Source organism: Stackebrandtia albiflava (assembly GCF_007994225.1).
Classification (GTDB): Bacteria; Actinomycetota; Actinomycetes; order Mycobacteriales; family Micromonosporaceae; genus Stackebrandtia; species Stackebrandtia albiflava.
This window is the reverse complement of record NZ_VLLL01000007.1, coordinates 34422-57736: the sequence shown is the minus strand read 5'-3', so window position 1 is coordinate 57736 and position 23315 is coordinate 34422. Positions and strand designations below refer to the sequence as shown.

Below are 23315 nucleotides of genomic sequence, written 5' to 3'. Positions count from 1 at the left end.
AATAGCCGCAGTCACCCCCACACCCGCCCACGCCGACGAGCAACCGGTGTTGGAGAGATGGTTGGAGACGGTTCCCGCCGACCCCGGGACGACCGTCGATTTCACGCCGACGTTCGCCAATGCGACGGAGTCGAGTGCTCGCGGACTGGTCATAGAGGTGAACCTCAATCGGTCCTTCACGGTCACGACCTCCTACGACAACTGTGTCGTGAGTGAGGAGAAGTTCGCCACCTGTGTGCTGCCCACCGCGGAGATTCCCGCCGGCGCGGCCGTATCGGTCGACCCGGCGACGCCGTTCGGTATCGCCGTTCCGTCGAACATCCCCGGCCCGATGACGAGTTGCGCGTACTGCAACCACAGCATCCTGGCCGTCGGCGAGGCCGCGGCCCGGGCGGAACTGGCTGAGTTCGGTGGCACCGAGACGGGCAACGTCCTTCAGCTGGTGACGACCGAGACGCCGGACCGGGCGCCCTACGAAGGTGGCAACGGCACCATCGACCTCCAGATCTCCGCCAATCCGCTGGACCTCGCCGCGAACCCGGTACGGGTCGATGGAGCGGAGGGGGAGGAAGTCAGTTTCACCGTCGCGATCTCCAACAACGGACCCGCTGACATGACCGGCTATGTCGATGGCCACCTCTGGTTCGTGGTGATCGAACCCGCCACCGGCATGACGTTCATCGACAGCGATGTCTGCTACGCGACGGAGGACGCCGGACCTTGGATCGATCCCACGGATTGGGCTGAGGGTGCCTTCGCCTGTGTGGGGAGAGAGCTGGTCGCCGGTCGCGCGCAGACGGCCACCATCACTGCGAGCGTTCAGAACGCCTCCGCTGCGACGGACGGCCGCATCCACGCGCGGTACTTCGTCAATGAATGGAATGACTGGAGCGTCCTCGACGGCGACCTGTCCAACAACATCGCGATGCTCGCGTTGAATACCGATACCACCGATGTGTCTGACGACGACGATGTCGCCGGCCCCGGTGACGGGTCATTCCCGGTGACTGGTGTGGCGTTGTCGTGGTGGATCGGTGGCGGTGCGGCCGTCCTGGTCGCCGGTGTCGCCGGTGTGGTGCTGATGCGTCGCCGGGCGGCCGTCGCCACCTGGTAGTCCGCGTTCTTCTCCGCCTTGGGTGGTCGTAGGCCCGGAATCACGCCCGGTTTTGCACCGGATGTCTGATTCGGATCGGCCTGCGGCCACCCAAGGCGCGTTTCAGGGGGAGGGCCGGCTCGCCGGGGCAGAGCCGGAAACGGGGAGGCGTAGCGCCTGCGGCCACCCCGAGACCGGAAGTGTTACATCGGTTTGCCGAGGCGGCGGGAATCTGTAACACTGGCAGCGTGTACGGAAACGACATGCCGCCCGACGAGCTGCCCGAGGAGCCGGGCGCCCGCAGCCTGCTCGACCAGGTCGCGGACGCCGAACGCGACCTCGCCGAGGCCGCCGCCCGGGACCGTCCGGACGCCGACGCGGACGCGTACTTCGAGGCGGTGATCGCCGCCGACCAGAAGATCGAGCCGCGTGACGCCATGCCCGACGCGTACCGCAAGACCCTGATCCGGCAGATAGCCCAGCACGCGCACTCCGAGATCATCGGCATGCAGCCGGAGGGCAACTGGATCACCCGCGCCCCCTCGCTGGCCCGTAAGGCGATCCTGCTGGCCAAGGTCCAGGACGAGGCCGGGCACGGGCTGTACCTGTACGCCGCCGCCGAGACGCTGGGCGTGGACCGCGCCGACCTGTACGCGCAACTGCTGTCCGGCAGGCAGAAGTACTCGTCGATCTTCAACTACCCGACCGTCACCTGGGCTGACGTGGGCGCGATCGGTTGGCTCGTCGACGGCGCCGCCATCGTCAACCAGGTGCCGTTGTGCCGCTGCTCTTACGGCCCGTACGCGCGGGCGATGATCCGGGTCTGCAAGGAGGAGTCGTTCCACCAGCGGCAGGGTTTCCAGTCGTTGTACGTGTTGGCGCGCGGCACCGAGCGGCAGCGGGCGATGGCGCAGGACGCCGTCGACCGGTGGTGGTATCCCTCGCTGGCGATGTTCGGTCCGCCCGACTCGGACTCGACGCATTCGGCGCAGTCGATGGCGTGGAAGATCAAGCGTTACTCCAACGACGAGCTGCGGCAGAAGTTCGTGGACATGACGGTCCAGCAGGCCGAGGTGCTGGGCCTGACACTGCCGGACCCGGATCTGCGGTGGAACGCCGAGCGCGGCCACTACGACTACACCCAGCCCGACTACGACGAACTGATGCGCGTGATCAAGGGCGACGGCCCGTGCAACCGGCAGCGGATGGCGAACCGGCGCGACGCCGTGGAGTCCGGTGCCTGGGTCGCCGAGGCCGCCGCCGCGTACGCGGCGAAACGGACCGCCGCACGGCAGGAGGCGATGGCGTGACGGACTCGAATCCACTGTGGGAGGTGTTCGTGCGGCCCCGGCGCGGCCTGTCACACGGGCACGTCGGGTCGCTGCACGCGCCCGACGCCGAGATGGCGTTGCGCAACGCCCGGGACCTCTACACCCGCCGTGAGGAGGGCGTCTCGATCTGGGTGGTCCCGGCCACCGAGATCACCGCGTCGAGCCCGCAGGAGAAGGACGCGTTCTTCGACCCGGCGGCCGACAAGATCTACCGGCATCCCACGTTCTACGAGATGCCCGAGGGCGCGGAGCACATATGAACGAGGACGTCGGTTACCTGCTCGGCCTGGCCGACGACGCGTTGATCGCGTCGCACCGGTTGTCGGAGTGGTCCTCTCAGGCGCACGACCTGGAGGAGGACATCGCGTTGTCGAACATCGCGTTGGACCTGCTCGGGCAGGCCCGGATGCTGCTGACCCTCGCCGGTGAACGTGAGGGCGCCGGCCGTGACGAGGACGCGTTGGCGTACCTGCGTGACGAACGCGAGTTCCGGAACGTGCAACTCGTGGAGCTGCCGCGCGGCGACTTCGCGGTCACCGTCGTGCGGATGCTGTTCTTCTCGGCGTATCAGGCCGAGCTCTACCTACGCTTGGAGGCGGAGTCCGGCGAACGGCCCGACCTGGCCGCGATCGCCGCCAAGTCGCTCAAGGAGGTCGCGTACCACCTCGACCACGCGACCAGGTGGACCGTCCGGCTGGGTGACGGTACCGCCGAGTCGCACCGCCGGGCGCAACGCGCAGTGGACGAGCTGTGGCCCTACACCCACGAACTGTTCGAGACCGAGGGTGACCTACGTGGGGCGTGGCTGGCCAGGGTGGAACGGGTGTTGGCCGAGGCCACCTTGACCCGCCCCGCCGACGACGCCGACCGGTTCCGTCCCACCGGTGGAAGGTCGGGCGTCCACACCGAACACATGGGTTACCTGCTCGCGGAGATGCAGCACCTGCATCGCAGCCATCCGGGAGCGGTGTGGTGACGGCCGACGCGTTCGCGACCGCCGCCGCGGTCACCGACCCCGAGCTTCCGGTGGTCACGATCGCGGAGCTGGGCATCCTGCGCGACGCGCACGGCGACGGAACCACCGCGACGGTGACGATCACCCCGACGTACTCCGGTTGCCCCGCGATGGGGACGATCCGTGCGGACATCGCCCGTGCGCTGCGCGCCGCCGGTTACACCGAAGTGGACATCCGCACCGAGTACGCGCCCGCGTGGACGACCGACTGGATCACCCCGGCGGGGCGTCGTAAGCTCGCAGCGGCGGGTATCGCGCCGCCCGGCGCCGCGCCGGGAGGACGCACCGGTCTTCCGCTGGTGGGCGCACCGCCTCCGGAGTGCCCGCGGTGCGGTTCGACCGAGGTCGCCGAACTGAGCAGGTTCGGCCCGACCGCGTGTACGTCGCTGTGGCGTTGCCACACGTGCCTGGAACCGTTCGAGCACGTCAAACCGCACTGATGGAAGACAGCCAGAAGGGACACCGAACGTGAGCGTGGTGCTCAGTAGGCCCAAGCGGCGGCGGCCCCAGTGGCAGCGCCTGACGGTGGCGGCGGTGGACCGGCTGACCGACGAGGCGGTCGGGGTGAGTTTCGCGGTGCCGGCGGAGTCGCGTGGCCTGTTCGACTTCGCCGCCGGTCAGCATCTGACGCTGCGCCGCGAGTCGCCGGACGGTGAGGAGCTTCGGCGGTCCTATTCGATCTGCTCGACCGCCCGGCTGCTGCGTGAGGAGGGCCTGCTGCGCGTCGGCATCAAGCAGGTGCCCGAAGGCGAGTTCTCCGGTTACGCCAACACGGGCCTCAACCCCGGCGACGAGGTGGAGGTGCTGCCGCCGCTCGGTTCGTTCGGTGGCCCCAACGCGGAACGCTGGCGGGCGGGGGAGGTGGAGAGCCGTCACTACGCGGGGATCGTCGCGGGCAGCGGCATCACGCCGGTCCTGTCGATCGTGACGACCGCGTTGGAGACGGAACCGGAGAGCAGGGTGACGCTGTTGTTCGGCAACCGGGCCTCCGGGACGGTCATGTTCGTCGACGAACTGGCCGATCTGAAGGACCGGTTCCCCGACCGGTTCCACCTGATCCACGTGCTGTCAAGGGAGCCGCAGGCGTCCCGGCTGCTGCACGGCCGGCTCGACCCGGAACGGTTGACGGAGATCTTCGCGGACCTGGTGCCGTTGGACGACGTGGACGACTGGTACCTGTGTGGACCGTACGGGTTGGTGACCGGTGCCCGCCAGACCCTGTTGGACGCCGGGGTGGCGTCGGGGCACGTGCACACCGAACTGTTCTTCGCCGAGGAGGTGCCGCCTCCGCCGCGTCCGGAGAACGCGCCGCAGGGCGACACCGAGCTGACCGTGATGCTGGACGGCCGCTCGTCGACGGTCACGATGGGCAAGGACGAGGCGGTCCTGGACGCGGCACTGCGGGTGCGCGGTGAGCTTCCGTACGCGTGCAAGGGCGGCGTGTGCGCGACCTGCCGGGCCAGGCTCGTCGACGGCAAGGTGCACATGGCGCGGAACTTCGCGCTCGACGAGGCCGACCTCGACGCGGGTTACATCCTGACCTGCCAGTCCCGTCCGGAGACCGACAACCTCACCGTCGACTACGACGCCTGAACCGTTCCTTCGCGGGTGGCCGCGTGTCAGAACACCACCGGTGTCGCCTCGACCCGGTACGCGTCGTCCCCGAGGCGTTCGGCGATACGGCGGGCCTCGGCCTCGGCGTCGGCCCGGGTGAGACGGACCGACGCGATGCCGCCGCGCGGGTCGATCACCGCGTACACCTGGCGGTGGCGGCCGTCGAGGGCGTCACGCAGTTCGGCGGCCGGTGCCATCGGGGACCGCAGTCCCGCCGTGGTGCCGGGCAGCACGTGGTGCCGCCACGGTACGGGGTGCTCGTCCGGGTCGGCGAACCGGCTGAAGTCCCGCTGGTCGCCGTGGACGGTGTCCCACCAGAACGCGGCGGCCGTCACCCGGTGGGTCGCGCCACCGGACTCCACCATGAAGCAGCGATCGGGGGAGTCGAGTTCGGCCTCGGTCGGATACCGCACCGTGACACCGTCCAGTTCGGTCGGGACGTCCAGGTGGTCGACCGGCTTGAAGATCAAGTCGGTGAAGGTGCCGTCAGGTGCGGAATCGCCGCGGAACAACACGGTGCTGTGGCTGACGGTGTACTCCCACATCCGGAACCTCAGGTCGGAGCGGTACAGCGTCTCGCCGGGCGTGAACCGGTCGGCGGCGGGGCGCGAGGTCTCGGTCATGCCGGGATCATGGCGGTGGTGTGTCGCGAAACGGTCTCGGGTTGGCAACACCATTCCCCCGAGGTTGGCATCCGCCGTCGAGTCGGGACAACATTGCCGCAACGTTCCACCCGCGGTGGTCGTCGCCGTGCCCCATCCGGCCACAGACCTTCGGTGCTCCGTCGATTCCCGGAAGGCGGGGCACCGAAGCCGGACGTCCCGGCCGGCCGGGGTCAACCGGTACCCGTCATGGCGGAGAACACGCCCCGGTTCGGGTCGCGCAACGTCACCCACGTCCCCACCTCGGGCACCGTCATCGGCTCGGTGACCCGTGAACCGCCGAGCCGTTCCGCCTCCCGCGCCACGGCCTCGCAGTCTTCGACCGCGAAATACACCATCCAGTGCGACGCGACGTCGGGTGGCAGGGCCGCGCCCGCCACGTGCAGGCCGCCGAACGGTTCGCGGGAGTCCGCGGCCGTCAGTAGCGTGTACATCGAACCGTCGCTCATGGCCTCCTGGCGGGTCGTCCAACCGAACACCCGCTGGTAGAAGCTCAGCGAGGGTTCGGGTTGCCGCACGATCAGCTCCAGCCAGGTGACCGCGCCGGTCTGTCCCCACCGTTCGGCGCCCTGGTGCTTCTTCGGCTGCGAGATCGCGAACTCGGCACCGCCCGGGTCGGTGAACTGCGCGACGGTGGTCTGGTCGAACACGTCCATCGGTGGCATCCGGACGGTGCCGCCCGCCGCCTCCACCGCCTTCGTCGAGTTGAACGCGTCGGGCGACTTGAGGTAGACGATCCACGCGGGGTCGGCCTGCGGGTTGAACGAGGGACCGATCGCACCGACCTGCTGCCCCCGGTAGCTGAGCATCGTGTAGTTCCCCGACTCCTCGCCCAGGTCCTCGGCGTCCCAGCCGAACAACCGGCGGTAGAAGTCCACGGTGGCGGGCACGTCGGGAGCCGACATGTCGACCCAGTAGGGAGCGCCCTCGGTGAATCGCGGTGCCATATGCGGTGCTGCTTTCTGTCGCTGCGGCGTGGGCGGACGGGGCGGCGCCGGTCCGCCGCGGCCGGTCCCGTGTGGTCGGTTCCAGACTGCCAGTCACGGCAACGCGGGTCAGGCTTTCGCACGATCCGGTGGGGCCGGTTCACGCCGGCGCGGTCACCACATGCCGTTGGCGGTGCCGTAAAGGAACACGACCACGGCGAACGCGCCCGCCACGCACAACAGGCAGAACAGGAAACCGCAGGTCAACAGGACGAACACCATCGGTTTGGCCCTGCCGGGCGACAGCCGCACGGTCCCGGCGTCGTCCGTGGGCGTGTCGTCGTCGGCCGGAGCGGGCGCGTCACCGGGCGGGGGCGACACGGGAGCGTCGTCGGCCGGTTCGGGGGCCGGGCGTGGTTCCGTCACCCCGCCCAATCTAGGACCTCTCCGCGGCTTGGTCGGTCATACGACGATCGACGTGCCTCGAATAAGCCCTGATGTCCGATTTTTTCGGGTCGTATGACCCACCAAGGCAGCATTTCGACCAACCAAGCCGACTGTGGTGTAGGGCGCTTAGGGGTCGTGGAAGGTCCCACCCTGCGCCGGCGGCGGTACTCTCGGAGGCGTGTCGAACGAGATCGCCGAGATTCTGCAGCGCGGCGCCGACGGTGGCCGGATAAGCACCGAGGAGGCCCTACTCCTCTACACCGACGCGCCCTTCCACGAGCTGGGTGAGGCGGCCGACGCGGTGCGGCGCCGCCGGTATCCCGAGGGCATCGTCACCTATCTCATCGACCGCAACATCAACTACACGAACGTGTGCGTGACCGCGTGCAAGTTCTGCGCCTTCTACCGTGCCCCCAAGCACAAGGAGGGCTGGAGCCACGACATGGCCGAGATCCTCCGCCGCTGCGAGGAGGCCGTGGACCTCGGCGCCACCCAGGTCATGTTGCAGGGCGGTCACCACCCCGACTTCGGTGTGGAGTACTACGAGGAGCTGTTCGGCACCGTCAAGCGGGAGTTCCCGCAGTTGGCGATTCACTCGATCGGCCCGTCCGAGATCGGGCACATGGCGAAGGTGTCGGACGTGTCGATCGAGGACGCGATCCGCCGCATCAAGGCCGCCGGGCTGGACTCGATCGCCGGTGCCGGTGCCGAGATGCTGCCGGAGCGGCCCCGCAGGGCGCTGGCGCCGTTGAAGGAGTCCGGGGAACGCTGGTGCGAGATCATGGAGGTCGCGCACAACCTCGGACTGGAGTCCACCGCCACCATGATGATGGGCACCGGTGAGACCAACGAGGAACGCATCGAGCACCTGCGGATGATCCGCGACGTCCACGACCGGACCGGGGGTTTCCGGGCGTTCATCCCGTGGACGTACCAGCCGGAGAACAACCACCTCAAGGGTCGCACCCAGGCGACCACCATGGAGTACCTGCGGCTGATCGCGGTCGCCCGGCTGTACTTCCACGAGATCGCGCACCTCCAGTCGTCGTGGCTGACGACCGGGAAGGCCGCGGGCCAGTTGTCGCTCCACATGGGAGTCGACGACCTGGGCTCGATCATGCTGGAGGAGAACGTGATCTCCTCCGCGGGCGCCCGGCACCGCTCGAACCTGCACGAACTCATCGACCTGATCCGGTCGGCGGGGCGGATTCCGGCGCAACGCAACACGACCTACGAGCACCTGGCCGTGCACTGGACGCCCGAGGACGACCCGACCGACGACCGGGTCCGTTCGCACGTGTCGTCCATCGCGCTCCCGTTGCTGGAGGCCAAGTCCTGACCCCGGACCGGCCGTTCCGGCCGGTCCCCGCCGTCGCGGGCCGGGAGCCCGCCGGTGTCCGGCGACCGTGTCGCCGCCGGGCGTGACGGTCCACCACGTACCCCCACACAGGCCCGAGGAACCCCATGACCACGATTTACCGCGCCTCCGTCGTGCTGCCCGTCGACTCCGCGCCCATCCGGGACGGCGGCGTCGCCGTCGCCGACGGCCGGATCACCGCCGTCGGTCCCGTGGCGCTGCTGCCGCGGGCCGACGAGGTCGTCGAGTTCGACGGGATCCTCACGCCCGGCCTCGTCAACGCGCACACCCACCTGTGCTTCTCCGCCTACGCCGACCACTACGGCAACGGCAAGGAGTTCTTCGAGTGGATCCAGGACTTCGCGCGCCGGAACCCGAGCATGTCGGCGCAGGACTGGTACGACTCTGCGCAGGCCGGCGTGGACGGTTCACTGCGCAACGGCGTCACCGGGCTGGCCGACGTGGTGACGCCGCCCGCGTCGCTCCCGGCGCTGCTCGGATCCGGTATGGCGGGGACCCTGTACCTGGAGGCGTGTTTCATCGACGACGCCCGCTGGGAGACCGAACGGGTCGAGTACCTGGCGGTGCTCGACCAGGCCCTCACCACCGCCGGCGCCGACATGCGGTTGGGCGTCAGCCCGCACACCCTGTACACGCTGGGTCGCGCGGTGGGCGCCGACCTGGCCGGACTCGCCCGGGAACGCGGCATACGACTGCACCCGCACCTGGCCGAGACCCTGCACGAGGACGCATACGTGCGGACCGCGACCGGACCGTTCGCGGACATGAACCGGAAGCTGGCGGCGGGGTTCGAACTGCTGGCGGGCGGTTGCGGCACCTCACCGGCGACCGAGATGGACCGGTGGGGGCTACTCGGGCCGGACTCCCACGTGGCGCACGGCGTCCACCTCGACGCCGCCGACCGGGCGCTGCTGCGCGCCCACGGCACCCATGTCGCGATGTGCCCCCGGTCGAATGCCCGGTTGGGCGCGGGCGAGCCGCCGGTGGCGGCGCACCGCGCCGAGGGGAACCCGGTCGCGGTCGGCACCGACTCCCTGGCGTCGTCGCCGGACCTGGACGTCGCGGCGGAACTGCCGGAACTGCGCCGGATCGCGCTCGCGCAGGGCGACGACGGCGACGGTCTCGACGAGTGGCTGGTCACCGCGGCGACCATGGGCGGCGCCCGCGCGATGGGGCGGACCGACTTCGGGACCCTGACGGTCGGGGGCCGCGCCGACCTGGCGGTGTTCGACGTCCCCACCGACGGCGACCCGTACGCCGCCCTCGTCTCCGACGCCGCCGGTGCCTGCCGCGCGACCGTCCTGGCCGGCCGCCTGATCACCCACGCCTGACCTGTTAACCTTTCACGCCGCCGTGATCTGTGTAAGGATAACCGGTATCCTTACACGAATGCCGAGGGCGTGAAAGGATAAGGCCGTGGCTGAGCATCGCCGGGGTTCGTGGCCCGTCGACTGGAACGCGCCGACAAGGCGCCGTCGGAGTGGTGGGGCCTTCCACATGTATCTGCCCGACCGGCTGGTCGGCCGTCCGAGCCGCATACCGCAGGAGACGACGGTGCGCGCCGCGAAACTCGAGTCGGCGATTCGGGATCTCGCGGACCGTGAACATGCGCATCTGCTGGAGGGCGTCGCCAGGTTCCTCCTGCGGTCGGAGGCGGTCGCCTCGTCGAAGATCGAAGGACTGGTCGCCGCTCCCCAGAAGATCGCGCTTGCCGAGATGGCCGAGGTGCACGATGAGACGGTCCGCGGTTTCACCGAAACCGCCCGCCTGATCGCCAGCAACATCGCCGTGTTGCGGCGAGCCGTATCCGAATTGGCGACGATGCCGACAGTGGGGGTCGACGACATCCTCGACCTGCACCGCGCCCTGCTGCTCGACTCGCGGCACCACGGACTGCGAAAGGTACAGAACTGGATCGGTGGTGGTGACTCGAATCCACTGGGAGCCCAGTTCGTCCCGCCTCCCCCCGAAGACGTTCCCGAGCTGATGGCCGACCTCGTCGACTATCTCAATTCGGCCGGGGACGGACCTCTGGTGCAGGCCGCCATACTGCACGCCCAGTTCGAGACGATTCACCCGTTCACGGACGGGAACGGGCGCATCGGGCGGGCTCTCATCCACACGGTGCTGGCCAGGCGCGGCTTGACGAGTACGGCGATCTTGCCGATCTCCCTCGCACTGCGTACCCGGCAAGCCGAATACGTGGAGGGTTTGACCGCATACCGGTACTTCGGTGATGCGTCTTCCGATGTGGCGGTCGAGGGAGTCGACCGCTGGTTGCGGGTGTTTCTGGAGGCGGGCGAGATCGCCGTCGCCCAGGCCGATGAGCTTCTCCACGAGCTCACCGAGCTGCAGGGGAGGTGGCGTGCCCGGCTCGAAACGTATCGGACCGCGCACGGACTTCGGCCCGCTCCGAGATCGGGCTCGGCTGTGGCCCGACTGTTGGCGACGCTTCCCGAGACTCCCGCCTTGACCGCGCGGATCGTGGAGCGGTTGCTGAAGGTCAGTCACCCGGCCGCGCGTGCGGCACTGGAAGAGCTCGCCGAAGCGGGGATCCTGCACCGGAAGCAGGTGGAGCGTGGAACCACCGGTTATCTGGCGAAAGACGTGTTCGAGGTGCTCACCTTCGCGGAACGCCAGCTCGCGAGTGCGGACTGGGACACCCGGTTGTCGCCGCCGGTGCGGGCGGTGCCCGGACGGCCCCAGCAGGTGATATCGAATCAAGCGGCTACACTGCGCAACGGGCTGGACTAAGTCTAGTCTAGGATTAGACTATGCTCATGACCTACTCGGTGAACATCCACGAAGCCAAGACGCACCTGTCCCGGCTCTTGGAGCGGGTTGCGGCCGGCGAGCACATCGTCATCTCGAAGGCGGGAACGCCGATAGCCGATCTGGTACCTCACCGGCCGAAATCGATCCGCTTCGGTGGCATGTCCGGTGAGTTGCGTTATGACGACAGTGCTTTCGAAGTCGACCCTGAAATCCAATCCATGTTCTACGGAGACGACGTTGATTCTTCTTGACAGCCAGGTGGTCCTCTGGATGCTGGATGACAATCCCAGGCTCGGCCGGGCTGCCCGAAGCGCGATGAAGTCGGCGACCCGCACATTCGTCTCGGCTGCGACCGTTTGGGAGTTGACGATCAAGACGATGTTGGGGAAACTGTCGATCCCGCACGACTTCCAGACCCGCCTTGACGACGAAGGGCTGACACTGGTGTCGATCACGGCAGAACACGCGACATCGATTCGGGATTTCCCGGAGTTGGTCAAGCACGACCCCTTCGATCGGCTGATTCTCGCCCAGGCCAATTGCGAGGGTCTGCGCCTGCTCACCGCGGACCGCGTGTTGCTTTCGCTGGGGCGCCCCGAGGTCCTCGACGCCACCCGGTAGGTCGATGGAAGCGTGAGGTGGCACCTTCGGGGAGCGGGGCGGGCCGTTAGGGCGATGCGGCGGGTGGTTCCGGCGGCGAAGCTATAACGGTCTCGTATCGTTCCTTGCCCGGACGCGTCGCGGCGGGCAGGGTTGGCGTGTCTTGATCGGCGTCCGGACCCCGGCATCCGCGCCCTCTTGCCCCTGAATCCGGGAGTAGCCCCATATGTCTTTGAACCGTCGCTTCATGCGGCGCGCGTCGGCCCTGGTCGGCGCAACCGCCCTCGGTCTCGGCGTCGTCGCCGTGGCCGCCGCTCCAGCTCAGGCGGACGACACCGTGGACCTGTCGGTGTGGGTGCCGACGGCCACCGCCACCGCCGACAGCGGAGGCAAGGACGTCCGCGTCGTGGTCGGCAACGACGTGTCGGCCACCGCCACCGCCACCGGTGTGACCCTGGAGTTCCAGCTTCCCAAGGCGAAGGACGCCGGCGAGATCACGTTGTCGGACGAGTTCGCGTCCCGCTGCACGATCAACAACGCCGGCACCAAGGGGTCGTGCGAACTGGACGACATCGCGCCGGGCGCGGTCCAGAACCTCAAGGTGTTCACGGTTCACCCGAGTGAGCCGGGCGAATACGACCGGCCGCTCATCGGCCGGGTCAACGTGTCGGTGACCGCCGACCAGGCCGACGCCTTCGAGGACGACAACTCCGATGTGCTGATCGCCCGGATCGCCAAGGGCGAGGGCGTGGACCTGGCGGTGTGGGCCGACCGGGACATCGCGCTGCGTCCCGGGGAGAGCGGCACCGTCGACGAGACGGTGCTGACGGTCTCCAACGAGTCCGGTACCGACGTCACCGGGCTGCAGTTCTTCCTGCTGCTGCCGCAGCCGGTCCGGTTCACCGACGTGCCGCAGGGCTGCACCGTCAGCGAGGAACTCGCCGACGTGCAGTGCGTCTGGCCGGACGTGAGCATCCCCGCCGGCGGTGAGTTCCCGCTGGCCGGTGAGTACGCGCTGCCGTTCACGCTTCCCGGCGACGCCCCGTTCAACGTGAAGCTGGGGCCCGCCATGGGGGCGTTCAACGCCTACGACCAGGTCGAGCCGACCGGCTCCGAGACCCTGGTCATCGAGTCGGCCAGCGCCGCCGAGCAGGTCCGGGTGGAGACCGGGGCGGGCGAGGAGCCCACCACCTTCTCCACGGCCGAGGCCGAACCGCGTAACCCCTATGAGGACAACTGGGTCGAGTTCGCGGTGTTCAGCTACGAGGACCGCGCCGACCTGGCCGTCGGTGTCCCCACCATCAGCGGCTCGGTCGGCACCACCGTCACCGTCCCGGTGACCGTGGTCAACCACGGCCCGATCGCGACCGCGAGCCACCGGGTTGAGGCCCGCATCCCGTCGTACGCGCGGATCACCGCCGCGCCGAAGGGCTGCACGGTCCGCGGCGAGACCGAGACCGAGTTCGTCTGCCAGACCGACACGGCCCTGGAGGCCGGTGCCCAGGTCGTGTACACGGCCACCGTGGAACTGGTGTCGGCCCCGGAACAGTCCGAGTTCGGCATGGCGATCGTCGCCGGCGCCAACGAGGACCCGTACCTGCTGAACAACTCGGCGTTCTTCGCGGTGGAGTCGATCGAGAACCGCGCCGACCTGGCGCTGTCGGTCGGCGACGTCTCCGGCAACCCCGGTGACGTGCTGAACCTCGACTTCACCGTCGTCAACAACGGACCGGCCGCCGACCAGGGCTTCAGCCTGTTGGCGTTGATCCCGAGTCACGCCGAGGTGGGCGAGCTCCCGGCCGGTTGCCGGCCGGGTGGCGTCGGTGTCACCTGTACCTCCGGCGAGTCGCTGGAGGTCGGCGGAAGTGTCACGTTCACCATCCCGGTGACGATCGTGGAGGCTCCCGCGGAGCAGGAGTCCGGCATCGCCTCGGTGCTGGGCAACGCCCCCGACCCGGTCGAGGACAACAACACCGCGACCTTCCTCGTCGGTGCCACCGAGAACCGGGCCGACCTGTCGATCACCGTGAGCGACTTCTCCGGCAAGGTCGACGACACGATCGCCGGACTCGTCACCGTCACCAACGACGGTCCCGCCACCGTCACCGGTTACGAGGTGCTGTTCGACGTTCCCGAGCACGCCGCGCTCGCCGAGACCCCCGCCGGTTGCGAGGACGTCGGCGACGGCGTCACGCTGATCTGGTGCGGTGTCACCGAACCGCTGGCTCCCGGTGAGTCCCGCGACATCGAGATCACCTTGACCCTGACGGCGGCCCCGGAGGAGCAGCTTCCCGGGAACGCCGCGGTGTTCTCGATGGCGCACCCCGACACCGACGAGACCGACAACCTGACCCAGTACACCGTGTACGCCGAGACCGAGCCGGAGGTCCCCGGTCCGGGCGGCCCCGGTGAGGACCCGGACCCGCAGCTTCCGGTGACCGGTGTCAGCCTCAGCACGGCCGTCGTCGGTGCCGCTCTGGTGGCGGCGCTCGGTGCCGCCGCGTTGTTCGTCACGAAGCGCCGTCGTCGTTCGACGACCTACGGCGACCAGTGACCCGTCACGCGTTACCCCTCACGCCGGCCCCGCGAGCCCTTCCCCCCACCACGGCTCGCGGGGCCGGCCCCCTTTCGGCTACACGGCGGCTACACGGCGGCCACACGGCCGTCCCCGGCGCTTCGCGTTCCGGGATAGCCTGCCCCTCATGCGATACCGAGTCACCGGCCTGGCGATGTCGGTCCTGTTGGGAGTCACCGCGTGTTCCGCCGAGGAGCCGGCCACTCCGGGGGAGAGCCCGTTGATCTCGGCGATCGAGGAGACCAACACGCTGGTGCTCGAACTGGGTGAGACCTACCACCGGCTGCTCCGGGACTGCATGGCGCTGCGGGAGTTCCAGGTCCATCCACAGTGGCTGAACGAGCCGGTGGAGTCGTTGTACGGGCCGATCCTGTCGCTCCCGCAGGAGCCGCCCGGTTACTCCCTGATCCCGGAACCGGCGGTCGCCGCCGAGAACGGGTTCGGTGTATGGGCGAGTACCGCCCCGGACCCGCGCAGGGAGCAGCCCGACGAGTTCTCCGCGATGAACGAGACGTACCGGGACTCGTACCTTCGGGCGATGTACGGCGACGACCTCGTCGACAACCTCGACCCCGACTTCGGGGTGTTCTCCGGCGACGGCCAGGACGTGGTCGCCTCGTTGCGGATGGCCGCCGAGGACGCCCGCAGCGGGGACGCCGCGCACCCGGTGGGCGGCTGCTACGCCGAGGTCACCGACCAGGTGTTCGCGGACCCCGACGAGTTCACTCCGGGCGACTACTCCGGGGGACTGCCCGGGATGGGCTTCTGGCCGGATCTGTTCCACGGCAGCGGCATCGCGGAGGAGTTCGAGATCGCGATGGAACCGACCTGGCGGGAGTGGAACGACTGCACGGTCGCGGAGGGCTACGACCCGTTGACAGTCGACGCCGAGGGCTCCGAGATCCAAGGCTACGTGCGGTTGTTCTACCGGACGCCCGCCGAACTGGCCGCCGAGGCGGGCGAGTTCGCCGACGAGATCGAGGAACAGTTCGCCGCCGTCCCGGTGGCGAAGGGCGCGCCGTGGCCCTACGAGGAGGCGAAGCGGCAGGAGTTCGCCTACGCGGCGGCCGCCGCCGAATGCGGTGAGACGGTCGGACTGTGGTCGGCCCTGGACACCGGATGGGACGAATTGCTGGCAGTACGCGGCCCCGACCTGGAGGCGGAGGTCTTCGCCTACCGGCAGGCGGTGTCCGAGAGTCTCACCGAGGCTCAGGGGCTCCTGAAGTGACCGGCCGGGGGGCCGCCCACTTTCACGGTGTGCCCGCTGCCCGCCCCGTGACGGGTGTGCAAGGCTGAGTCCGTGGCCAGAGCATCGCTAGACAAGCAGACCCACGAGGTCGCCGAGATGTTCGACGGGGTCGCCCGTCGGTACGACTTCATGAACTCGGTGATGTCGATGGGAATGGACCGGCTGTGGCGCGCCGAGACCCGGCGCGCCCTCGAACTGTCCGCCGGGATGCGCTGCCTTGACCTGGGTGCCGGTTCCGGTGTCTCGACGCAGGAGCTCGCCAAGTCGGGGGCGTACGTCGTCGGCGCCGACATCTCGCTGGGCATGTTGGCGCAGGGGACCGGGCGGGGTGTGCCGTTGATCGCGGGGGACGCGATGGCGCTCCCGTTCTCCGACGAGTCCTTCGACGCGGTCACCATCTCGTTCGCGATCCGCAACCTGAACGATGTGGACCTCGGCCTCGCCGAGATGCACCGGGTGTTGAAGCCGGGCGGCCGGATCGTGGTGTGCGAGTTCGCGACCCCGACGTGGCGGCCCTTCCGGACCGTCTACATGGAGTACGTCATGCGGGGCTTCCCGCTGCTGGCCAAGCGGCTGTCGTCCAATCCGGACGCCTATGTGTACCTGGCGGAGTCGGTGCGGGCGTGGCCGCCGCAGCCGGAGTTCGCCGCGCAGATCCAGCGGGCGGGTTTCGCCCGGGTGGCCTGGCGAAACCTGGCCGGGGGAGCGGTGGCGCTTCACCGGGGCTTCAAGCCCCCGGCGCCTCCAGGTTAGGTTGCCCTAACCCGTAGGGGGCGTTCTCCTAGGGCCTAGACTGCACACCGACAACCTTTGTGAATGCGTTCACAAGCCCATAACGACACTCGGATCGTTACCGCCACCGCCCCGGCAGACCGAAGAACCCGACAACAACCGCGAGGATCGACGTGCCCAGCAGTCTCCAGCCGTCCGCAGACGCCGACGTCATCGTCGTCGGCGCGGGACCAGGTGGTTCGGCGGCGGCTTACCACATGGCCAGCCACGGCCTCGACGTCCTGTTGCTGGAGAAGACCGAGTTCCCGCGCGAGAAGGTCTGCGGTGACGGGCTCACCCCCAAGGCGGTCAGGCAGCTGCTCAGGATGGGCGTGGACACCTCGCCCGAAGCCGGGTGGATGCACAACAAGGGCCTCCGCGTCGTCGCCGGTGACATAAAACTCACCCTCGACTGGCCGACCCTCGATTCCTACCCCGCCTACGGGCTGACCCGCACCCGGCTCGACTTCGACGACCTGCTCGCCCAGCGCGCCGTCGTCGGAGGCGCCCGGCTGCGCACCGGCGTCAACGTCACCGCCCCGGTCTTCGACCGCGCCGGGCGGGTGTGCGGAGTCACCGCGCAGGTCGGCCCCGACAAGGAACCCACCACCTTCCGCGCCCCGCTGGTGGTCGCCGCCGACGGCGTGTCCGGCCGGATGGCACTGGCACTGGGAATCAACAAGCGGGACGACCGGCCGCTCGGCGTCGCCGTCCGCCGCTACTACTTCAGTGGCGAGAAACACGACGACGACTACCTGGAGTCGTGGCTCCAACTGCGCAGCGCCAACGACCCCGACACCCTGCTCCCCGGCTACGGATGGATCTTCGGCTTGGGTGACGGCCGTGTCAACGTGGGCCTGGGCGTACTCAACTCGTCGTCCGCGTTCGGCAAGACCAACTACCGGCAACTGCTGGTGGACTGGCTTTCCAGCACCCCCGAGGAATGGGGGATGCGGGACGAGACCAACGCGGACGGGCCGATCCGCGGCGCGGGCCTGCCGATGGGGTTCAACCGGGTCCCGCACTACTCGCGCGGCCTGATGCTGGTCGGCGACTCCGGCGGCATGGTCAACCCGTTCAACGGTGAGGGCATCGCCTACGCCATGGAGTCCGGCGAGGTCGCCGCGCAGTTCGCCGTCGACGCGCTCGCCCGTACGGCCGGACCGGCCCGCGAGGCGGTGCTGCGGCGCTACCCGGTCGAGCTCTCCCAGCGGTTCGGCGGCTACTACCGGCTCGGCGGCGTGTTCGTCAAGCTGATCGGCAACCCCACGATCATGAAGCTGTGCACCGAGCAGGGGATGCGCAGCCACACCCTCATGCGCTTCGTGCTCAAGCTGCTCGCCAATCTGACCGACCCGCGCGGCGGCGACGCCATGGACCGGGTGATCAACGGTCTCTCGAAGGTGGCTCCAGCGGTATGACCCTTCACCGGCCAACGGGGAACGCGTCCGGAGACGGCGGACGGGTTCCTTTTCCACGTGCCCCCAGAACTGCCGTTCCGGTGCGTCATGTGCCGGAGCACCCAGGCGGCCGGAACCAACCGACACTCACTAAGGTGACCGAAATGTGCATCGTAGGTAGGCGATAACGATGGAACTGTACGGACCGATCGTCGTCCTCTTCGCGATCGCGTTGGCCTTCGCGATCATCTCCGTCGTCGGCGCCCGTCTCGCCGGGCCGCGCCGGTTCAACCGCGCCAAGAACGAGGCGTACGAGTGCGGTATCGAACCCACCCCCACCGGACCGGGCGGCGGCAAGTTCCCGATCAAGTTCTACTTGACCGCGATGCTGTTCATCGTCTTCGATATCGAGATCATCTTCCTCTACCCGTGGGCGGTGGCGTTCGACTCGCTGGGCCTGTTCGGGTTCGTGGAGATGGTGCTGTTCATCGCCACCGTCTTCATCGCCTACACCTACGTGTGGCGGCGCGGCGGATTGGACTGGGACTGATGGCCACGCGTCTCGGATCACCCGGTACGTGTCCTCCGCCGGGTTGGGCGGACACGACCGGAACCAGCGGAATGGACGGGAACTGACCCATGGGTATCGAAGAGAAACTCCCCAACGGAATCCTGCTGACCACGGTGGAGAAGCTGGTCAACTGGACGCGCAAGGCGTCGTTCTGGCCGGCGACCTTCGGGTTGGCCTGTTGCGCCATCGAGATGATGGCCACCGGTGCCGCCCGCTACGACACCGCCCGGTTCGGCATGGAGGTGTTCCGCGCCTCCCCGCGACAGGCCGACCTGATGATCGTGGCGGGCCGGGTGAGCCAGAAGATGGCCCCGGTACTGCGCCAGATCTACGACCAGATGGCCGAACCCAAGTGGGTGCTGTCGATGGGTGTGTGCGCGTCCTCCGGTGGCATGTTCAACAACTACGCGATCGTTCAGGGCGTCGACCACGTCGTCCCCGTCGACATCTACCTGCCCGGCTGCCCGCCGCGGCCGGAGATGCTGCTGGACGCGATCCTGAAGCTGCACGACAAGATCATGGCCGAGCCGTTGGGCGACAAGCGCCGCGAGCAGCTGGAGGCCGCCGGTCCGCAGCTCGTGCCGCCGGGTTCGATGCCGTCGAGCTACCGGTTCAACAAGGAGAAGGCCGCCCAGTGGCGTGAGGCCGCCAAGACCGGTACCACCGAGCAGCTGCGTATCCGCAATTGGATGGCCGAGCAGGGCGTCAAGGTGGATTGATGTACTCGCTGTCTCACATAGGAGCCGGATCGTGAAGAACGACGACAAGGGTCTGTTCGGCGTCCGCGGCACCGGCGACACCTCCGGATTCGGAGGTCTGGTCCGGTCGCGTCCGCTGGCGGCCGTGGTCCCCACCCCGCCCCCGTACGGCGGCTACTTCGACGAGGTCGTGGAGACCCTCACCGACCTGGTCGACCCGGAGAGCGTCCACGCGGTGGTCGTCGACCGGGGTGAACTGACCATCCACGTCGACCGCGACCACATCGCCCAGGTCTGCCGGGCGATGCGCGACGACGAGGGCCTGCGTTTCGAACTGTGCAACAGCGTGTCCGGTGTGGACTACCCGGACCAGGAGGCGCGGTTCCACGTCGTCTACCAGCTCACCTCGATGACCTACCGCCGCACCGTCCGGCTGGAGGTCTCGGTGTCACTGGCCGACCCGCACGTCCCCAGCGTCACGGAGGTCTACCCCACCGCCGACTGGCAGGAACGTGAGACCTACGACATGTTCGGAGTCGTCTTCGATGGGCACCCCAACCTGACCCGGATCCTGATGCCGGACGACTGGGAGGGCTACCCGCAGCGCAAGGACTACCCGCTGGGCGGCATCCCGGTGGAGTACAAGAACGACGCCGAGATCGCGCCACCCGATGAGCGGAGGGCGTACAAGTGATGGTTCGCATCGACCCCTTCGGGGGGTGTGGGGTGGCGGAGCCCCCCACGGAGGAGCGGCTCTGCGCGCCGCCGGACGAACGGAGGGCGTACAAGTGAGCGCCGAGACCACCCACGAGACCACGACCCACGAGGACGCCTACGCGCAGTCCCGTGACACCACCGAGGGCAAGGTCTTCACCGTCACCGGTGGCGACTGGGACACCGTCGTCGGCGGCCACGACCCGATCAGCGACGAACGCCTCGTCGTGAACATGGGACCGCAGCACCCCTCCACCCACGGCGTGCTGCGACTGGTGGTCGAGATGGAGGGCGAGACCGTCCGCGAACTGCGGCCGGTGGTCGGTTACCTCCACACCGGGATCGAGAAGAACACCGAGTTCCGGACCTGGACGCAGGGGACCACCTTCGTCACCCGCGCCGACTACCTCGCCCCGATCTTCAACGAGACCGCGTACTGCCTCGCCGTGGAGAAACTGCTCGGTGTCGAGGTCCCCGAACGCGCCACCGTCATCCGCGTCATCATGATGGAGCTCAACCGGATCGCCTCCCACCTGGTGGGCCTGGCCACGACCGGTATGGAGCTGGGCGCGCTGTCGATGATGATCTACGGCTTCCGCGACCGCGAGTACATCCTGGACATCTTCGAGCTCGCCTCGGGCCTGCGGATGAACATGGCGTACGTGCGCCCCGGCGGCCTGGCCCAGGACCTCCCCGACGAGGCGATCACCAAGATCCGCGAGTTCCTGGCGTACATGCCGGGCTGCCTCAAGGACTACGACCGGCTCCTCACCGGCAACGCCATCTGGCAGGACCGCACCCAGGGTGTGGCCTACCTCGACGTGTCGGGTTGCCTGGCGCTGGGCGTCACCGGACCGGTGCTGCGGGCCGCGGGCCTGCCGTGGGACCTGCGCAAGACCATGCCCTACTGCGGTTACGAGACCTACGACTTCGAGGTCCCCACCCACACCGGCGCCGACGCCTGGGGCCGGTACCTGTGCCGGCTGGAGGAGATGCGGCAGAGCCTCCGCATCGTCGAACAGGCCCTGGACCGCCTGGAGCCGGGACCGACCATGGTCGAGGACAAGAAGATCGCCTGGCCCGCGCAACTGTCGGTCGGCGGCGACGGCATGGGCAACTCGTTGTCCCACGTCCGCAGGATCATGGGCCAGTCGATGGAGTCTCTGATCCACCACTTCAAGCTGGTGACCGAGGGCTTCCGGGTCCCGGCCGGGCAGGTGTACGTGCCGATCGAGGCCCCCCGCGGCGAGCTCGGCGTCCACCTCGTCTCCGACGGCGGCACCCGGCCCTACCGCATGCACATGCGGGAACCCAGCTTCATCAACCTGCAGGCAGTACCCGCCGTCGCGGAGGGTGGCCTGCTCGCCGACGTCATCGTCGGCGGCGCATCGCTCGACCCCGTCATGGGAGGTTGTGACCGGTAATGGCGTATTCGGAGGAACTGCGGGAGCAGGCGCGGCAGATCATGGCGCGCTACCCCGAGGGCAGGCAGCGTTCCGCGCTGCTGCCGATGCTGCACCTGGTGCAGAGCCACGACGGCTACGTGACCCCCGAGGGCATCGCGCTGTGCGCCGAGATGATCGGCATCACCAAGGCGCAGGTCGCGGCGGTGTCCACGTTCTACACCATGTACAAGCGTGAACCCACCGGCGACTTCCTGGTGAGCGTCTGTACCAACACCATGTGCGACGTCATGGGCGGACAGCGGGTCTACGACACGCTCAAGGAGTACCTGGGCGTCGACCACGACGAGACCACCGCCGACGGCAAGATCACCCTGGAGCACGCCGAGTGCCTGGCCGCCTGCGACTACGCGCCGGTCATGACGGTCAACTACGAGTTCTACGACCGGGTCACCCCCGACTCGGCGCTGGGAACCGTCGAGGCGCTCCAGAAGGGCGAGCGCCCGGCCCCCACCCGGGGTGCCCGGCTGTGCACGCTCAAGGAGATGTCCCGTCAACTCGCAGGCTGGTCGGAGGACCGCGCCGAGGCACTGGCAGACAACTCGCTGGGCGACGCGACACTGGCGGGCGCCCGCATGGCGGCCGACAACGGCGTCACCGCCCCGCAGATCGACCCGGCGACGCCGCTGGTCAAGAAGGAGAACTCATGACCCGGTGTCGTCCCGTCACGGCGACGGGCATCGAAACCCGCAAGCGAAGCGAGGTCTGAGCCGATGGCTTCCGCACCTTCCGCCGAGGTCCTGTCAAAGCTGACCCCGGTGCTCACCAAGCGCTGGCTGTCCCCCGAGGCGTGGAAGATCGACGTCTACGAGCAGCTCGACGGCTACGCCGCGCTGCGCAAGGCCGTCGAGTACCACCCCGACGAGATCATCGCCTTCATGAAGGAGTCGGGCCACCGGGGCCGCGGCGGCGCGGGCTTCCCCGTCGGCATGAAGTGGGCGTTCATCCCGCAGAACGACGGCAAGCCGCACTACCTCGTCGTCAACGCCGACGAGGGCGAGCCGGGCACCTGCAAGGACCTGCCCCTGATGATGAACGACCCCCACTCGCTCATCGAGGGCATCATCATCGCCTGCTACGCGGTGCGGGCCGAACGCGCGTACGTGTACGTGCGCGGTGAGGCCGTCCACGCCGCCCGGCGGCTGCGCAACGCCGTGGAGGAGGCCCGGGCCAAGGGCTACCTCGGCCGGAACGTCCTCGGCAGGGGCTTCGACCTGGACGTGGTCATCCACTCCGGTGCCGGCGCCTACATCTGCGGCGAGGAGACCGCGCTGCTGGACTCCCTGGAGGGATTCCGCGGCCAGCCGCGCCTACGCCCGCCGTTCCCCGCCACCCACGGCCTCTACGCCTCCCCGACGGTCATCAACAACGTCGGCTCCATCGCCTCCGTGCCGCACATCGTGCTCGGCGGCGCCGACTGGTGGAAGTCGCTCGGCAGCGAGAACGCCGCCGGGACGATGATCTACTCGCTGTCGGGCCGGGTGAAGAACCCCGGCCAGTACGAGTGCGGCATGGGCATCACCCTCAACGAGCTGCTGGAACTGGCCGGCGGCATGGCCGACGGGCACAACCTCAGGTTCTGGACGCCCGGTGGGTCCTCCACCCCGATGCTGACCGCCGAGCACGCCGACGTGCCGCTCGACTTCGACAGCATCGCCAAGGCCGGTTCGATCCTCGGCACCACCGCCATGATGATCTTCTCGGACCAGGACTGCCCGGTCTACGCCTCCTACCGCTGGATCGTGTTCTACGCGCACGAGTCCTGCGGCAAGTGCACCCCCTGCCGGGAGGGCAACTACTGGATGACGCGGGTGTACCGCCGCATCCTGTCCGGCCGGGGAACCCACGAGGACCTCGACACCCTGCTCGACGCCTGCGACAACCTGCTGGGCAGGTCGTTCTGCGGCCTCGGCGACGGCGCCACCTCGTGCGTCACCTCCTCGCTGAAGTACTTCAAGCAGGACTACCTGGACTACATCGAGGGCCGTCGCAAGCCCCTGTTGAACGCCGCGGACCTGGTGGGAGCGCACTGA

23 protein-coding genes and 1 pseudogene are annotated in these 23315 nt (G+C 68.6%); 21 read left to right on the top strand and 3 right to left on the bottom strand.

Features of this window, described 5'->3' with window-relative positions:
- The first annotated feature begins 208 nt into the window (after positions 1-208).
- From LX16_RS19160 to paaE, 6 genes are all read left to right on the top strand, one after another.
- Entirely contained in the window at positions 209-1114 is a 906-nt protein-coding gene (locus LX16_RS19160; protein ID WP_147131558.1) for a DUF11 domain-containing protein, read from the top strand.
- A gap of 227 nt (positions 1115-1341) precedes the next feature.
- A complete protein-coding gene (gene paaA, locus LX16_RS19155; RefSeq protein WP_244615896.1) occupies positions 1342-2403 on the top strand; it encodes a 1,2-phenylacetyl-CoA epoxidase subunit PaaA in 1062 nt (353 codons plus the stop codon).
- On the top strand, positions 2400-2684 hold the full coding sequence (gene paaB, locus LX16_RS19150; protein ID WP_147141033.1) for a 1,2-phenylacetyl-CoA epoxidase subunit PaaB: 285 nt from the start codon (positions 2400-2402) through the stop codon (positions 2682-2684). The genes paaA and paaB overlap by 4 nt, the downstream gene beginning before the upstream one ends.
- Positions 2681-3400, top strand: coding sequence for a 1,2-phenylacetyl-CoA epoxidase subunit PaaC (paaC, locus tag LX16_RS19145; protein WP_147141031.1), 720 nt, complete (start codon positions 2681-2683; stop codon positions 3398-3400). The genes paaB and paaC overlap by 4 nt, the downstream gene beginning before the upstream one ends.
- Complete coding sequence (gene paaD / locus LX16_RS19140; protein WP_211354626.1) at positions 3397-3879, top strand: 1,2-phenylacetyl-CoA epoxidase subunit PaaD; 483 nt, start codon at positions 3397-3399, stop codon at positions 3877-3879. The genes paaC and paaD overlap by 4 nt, the downstream gene beginning before the upstream one ends.
- A 28-nt stretch (positions 3880-3907) precedes the next feature.
- A complete protein-coding gene (gene paaE, locus LX16_RS19135) occupies positions 3908-5032 on the top strand; it encodes a 1,2-phenylacetyl-CoA epoxidase subunit PaaE (RefSeq protein WP_147141027.1) in 1125 nt (374 codons plus the stop codon).
- Between the two features lie 26 nt (positions 5033-5058).
- Here the strand turns inward: paaE and LX16_RS19130 are convergent, their stop codons facing one another.
- The 3 genes from LX16_RS19130 to LX16_RS19120 form a co-directional block, all read right to left on the bottom strand.
- The gene (locus LX16_RS19130) at positions 5059-5676 is read right to left on the bottom strand and encodes a hypothetical protein (RefSeq protein WP_147141026.1); all 618 of its coding nucleotides are present in this window, start codon (positions 5674-5676) and stop codon (positions 5059-5061) included.
- Positions 5677-5888: 212 nt separating this feature from the next.
- Entirely contained in the window at positions 5889-6662 is a 774-nt protein-coding gene (locus tag LX16_RS19125) for a VOC family protein (protein WP_147141023.1), read from the bottom strand.
- 153 nt (positions 6663-6815) lie between these two features.
- Positions 6816-7067, bottom strand: a complete 252-nt coding sequence (locus LX16_RS19120) for a hypothetical protein (protein WP_147141021.1) — start codon at positions 7065-7067, stop codon at positions 6816-6818.
- 199 nt (positions 7068-7266) lie between these two features.
- On the opposite strand from LX16_RS19120, the gene mqnC reads away from it, so the two are divergent.
- The 15 genes and pseudogenes from mqnC (at position 7267) to nuoF (ending at position 23315) form a co-directional block, all read left to right on the top strand.
- Positions 7267-8427, top strand: a complete 1161-nt coding sequence (gene mqnC / locus LX16_RS19115) for a cyclic dehypoxanthinyl futalosine synthase (RefSeq protein WP_147141019.1) — start codon at positions 7267-7269, stop codon at positions 8425-8427.
- Between the two features lie 125 nt (positions 8428-8552).
- Positions 8553-9797, top strand: a complete 1245-nt coding sequence (locus LX16_RS19110) for an amidohydrolase family protein (protein WP_147141017.1) — start codon at positions 8553-8555, stop codon at positions 9795-9797.
- Positions 9798-9963: 166 nt separating this feature from the next.
- Entirely contained in the window at positions 9964-11220 is a 1257-nt protein-coding gene (locus tag LX16_RS19105; RefSeq protein ID WP_147141015.1) for a Fic family protein, read from the top strand.
- A 26-nt stretch (positions 11221-11246) separates the two neighbouring features.
- The gene (locus LX16_RS19100; RefSeq protein ID WP_147141013.1) at positions 11247-11492 is read left to right on the top strand and encodes a type II toxin-antitoxin system Phd/YefM family antitoxin; all 246 of its coding nucleotides are present in this window, start codon (positions 11247-11249) and stop codon (positions 11490-11492) included.
- Positions 11479-11862 (top strand): type II toxin-antitoxin system VapC family toxin, encoded by a 384-nt coding sequence (locus LX16_RS19095; protein WP_158645658.1) that lies wholly within the window; start codon positions 11479-11481, stop codon positions 11860-11862. The genes LX16_RS19100 and LX16_RS19095 overlap by 14 nt, the downstream gene beginning before the upstream one ends.
- A 205-nt stretch (positions 11863-12067) precedes the next feature.
- Complete coding sequence (locus LX16_RS19090) at positions 12068-14395, top strand: LPXTG cell wall anchor domain-containing protein (protein ID WP_147141009.1); 2328 nt, start codon at positions 12068-12070, stop codon at positions 14393-14395.
- A gap of 148 nt (positions 14396-14543) precedes the next feature.
- Positions 14544-15644: a hypothetical protein gene (locus LX16_RS19085; RefSeq protein WP_147141007.1), complete on the top strand. Its 1101-nt coding sequence runs from the start codon at positions 14544-14546 to the stop codon at positions 15642-15644.
- A 72-nt stretch (positions 15645-15716) separates the two neighbouring features.
- On the top strand, positions 15717-16418 hold the full coding sequence (locus tag LX16_RS19080; RefSeq protein WP_147141005.1) for a demethylmenaquinone methyltransferase: 702 nt from the start codon (positions 15717-15719) through the stop codon (positions 16416-16418).
- 152 nt (positions 16419-16570) lie between these two features.
- On the top strand, positions 16571-17857 hold the full coding sequence (locus LX16_RS19075; RefSeq protein WP_147141002.1) for a geranylgeranyl reductase family protein: 1287 nt from the start codon (positions 16571-16573) through the stop codon (positions 17855-17857).
- 169 nt (positions 17858-18026) lie between these two features.
- Positions 18027-18386: an NADH-quinone oxidoreductase subunit A gene (locus tag LX16_RS19070; protein WP_170283878.1), complete on the top strand. Its 360-nt coding sequence runs from the start codon at positions 18027-18029 to the stop codon at positions 18384-18386.
- A gap of 89 nt (positions 18387-18475) precedes the next feature.
- Complete coding sequence (locus tag LX16_RS19065; RefSeq protein ID WP_147140997.1) at positions 18476-19126, top strand: NuoB/complex I 20 kDa subunit family protein; 651 nt, start codon at positions 18476-18478, stop codon at positions 19124-19126.
- Positions 19122-19799, top strand: a complete 678-nt coding sequence (locus LX16_RS19060) for an NADH-quinone oxidoreductase subunit C (RefSeq protein ID WP_345740780.1) — start codon at positions 19122-19124, stop codon at positions 19797-19799. Before LX16_RS19065 ends, LX16_RS19060 begins: the two co-directional genes overlap by 5 nt.
- Complete coding sequence (locus LX16_RS19055; RefSeq protein ID WP_147140993.1) at positions 19777-21243, top strand: NADH-quinone oxidoreductase subunit D; 1467 nt, start codon at positions 19777-19779, stop codon at positions 21241-21243. Before LX16_RS19060 ends, LX16_RS19055 begins: the two co-directional genes overlap by 23 nt.
- Positions 21243-21920 (top strand): annotated as a pseudogene (gene nuoE / locus LX16_RS19050) (NADH-quinone oxidoreductase subunit NuoE); the annotation flags it as partial. The gene LX16_RS19055 and the pseudogene nuoE, both read left to right, overlap by 1 nt.
- Before the next feature lie 75 nt (positions 21921-21995).
- On the top strand, positions 21996-23315 hold the full coding sequence (gene nuoF / locus LX16_RS19045) for an NADH-quinone oxidoreductase subunit NuoF (protein ID WP_147140989.1): 1320 nt from the start codon (positions 21996-21998) through the stop codon (positions 23313-23315).

What these genes read in the sequence shown, in the direction of transcription:
- LX16_RS19110 (WP_147141017.1), top strand. Translation starts at nt 8,553, where the DNA reads ATGACCACGATTTACCGCGCCTCCGTCGTGCTGCCCGTCGACTCCGCG.
- LX16_RS19090 (WP_147141009.1), top strand. Translation starts at nt 12,068, where the DNA reads ATGTCTTTGAACCGTCGCTTCATGCGGCGCGCGTCGGCCCTGGTCGGC.
- LX16_RS19100 (WP_147141013.1), top strand. Translation starts at nt 11,247, where the DNA reads ATGACCTACTCGGTGAACATCCACGAAGCCAAGACGCACCTGTCCCGG.
- nuoF (WP_147140989.1), top strand. Translation starts at nt 21,996, where the DNA reads ATGGCTTCCGCACCTTCCGCCGAGGTCCTGTCAAAGCTGACCCCGGTG.
- paaC (WP_147141031.1), top strand. Translation starts at nt 2,681, where the DNA reads ATGAACGAGGACGTCGGTTACCTGCTCGGCCTGGCCGACGACGCGTTG.
- LX16_RS19070 (WP_170283878.1), top strand. Translation starts at nt 18,027, where the DNA reads ATGGAACTGTACGGACCGATCGTCGTCCTCTTCGCGATCGCGTTGGCC.
- LX16_RS19125 (WP_147141023.1), bottom strand. Translation starts at nt 6,662, where the DNA reads ATGGCACCGCGATTCACCGAGGGCGCTCCCTACTGGGTCGACATGTCG.
- LX16_RS19065 (WP_147140997.1), top strand. Translation starts at nt 18,476, where the DNA reads ATGGGTATCGAAGAGAAACTCCCCAACGGAATCCTGCTGACCACGGTG.
- LX16_RS19105 (WP_147141015.1), top strand. Translation starts at nt 9,964, where the DNA reads ATGTATCTGCCCGACCGGCTGGTCGGCCGTCCGAGCCGCATACCGCAG.
- LX16_RS19130 (WP_147141026.1), bottom strand. Translation starts at nt 5,676, where the DNA reads ATGACCGAGACCTCGCGCCCCGCCGCCGACCGGTTCACGCCCGGCGAG.
- LX16_RS19085 (WP_147141007.1), top strand. Translation starts at nt 14,544, where the DNA reads ATGCGATACCGAGTCACCGGCCTGGCGATGTCGGTCCTGTTGGGAGTC.
- LX16_RS19055 (WP_147140993.1), top strand. Translation starts at nt 19,777, where the DNA reads ATGAGCGGAGGGCGTACAAGTGATGGTTCGCATCGACCCCTTCGGGGG.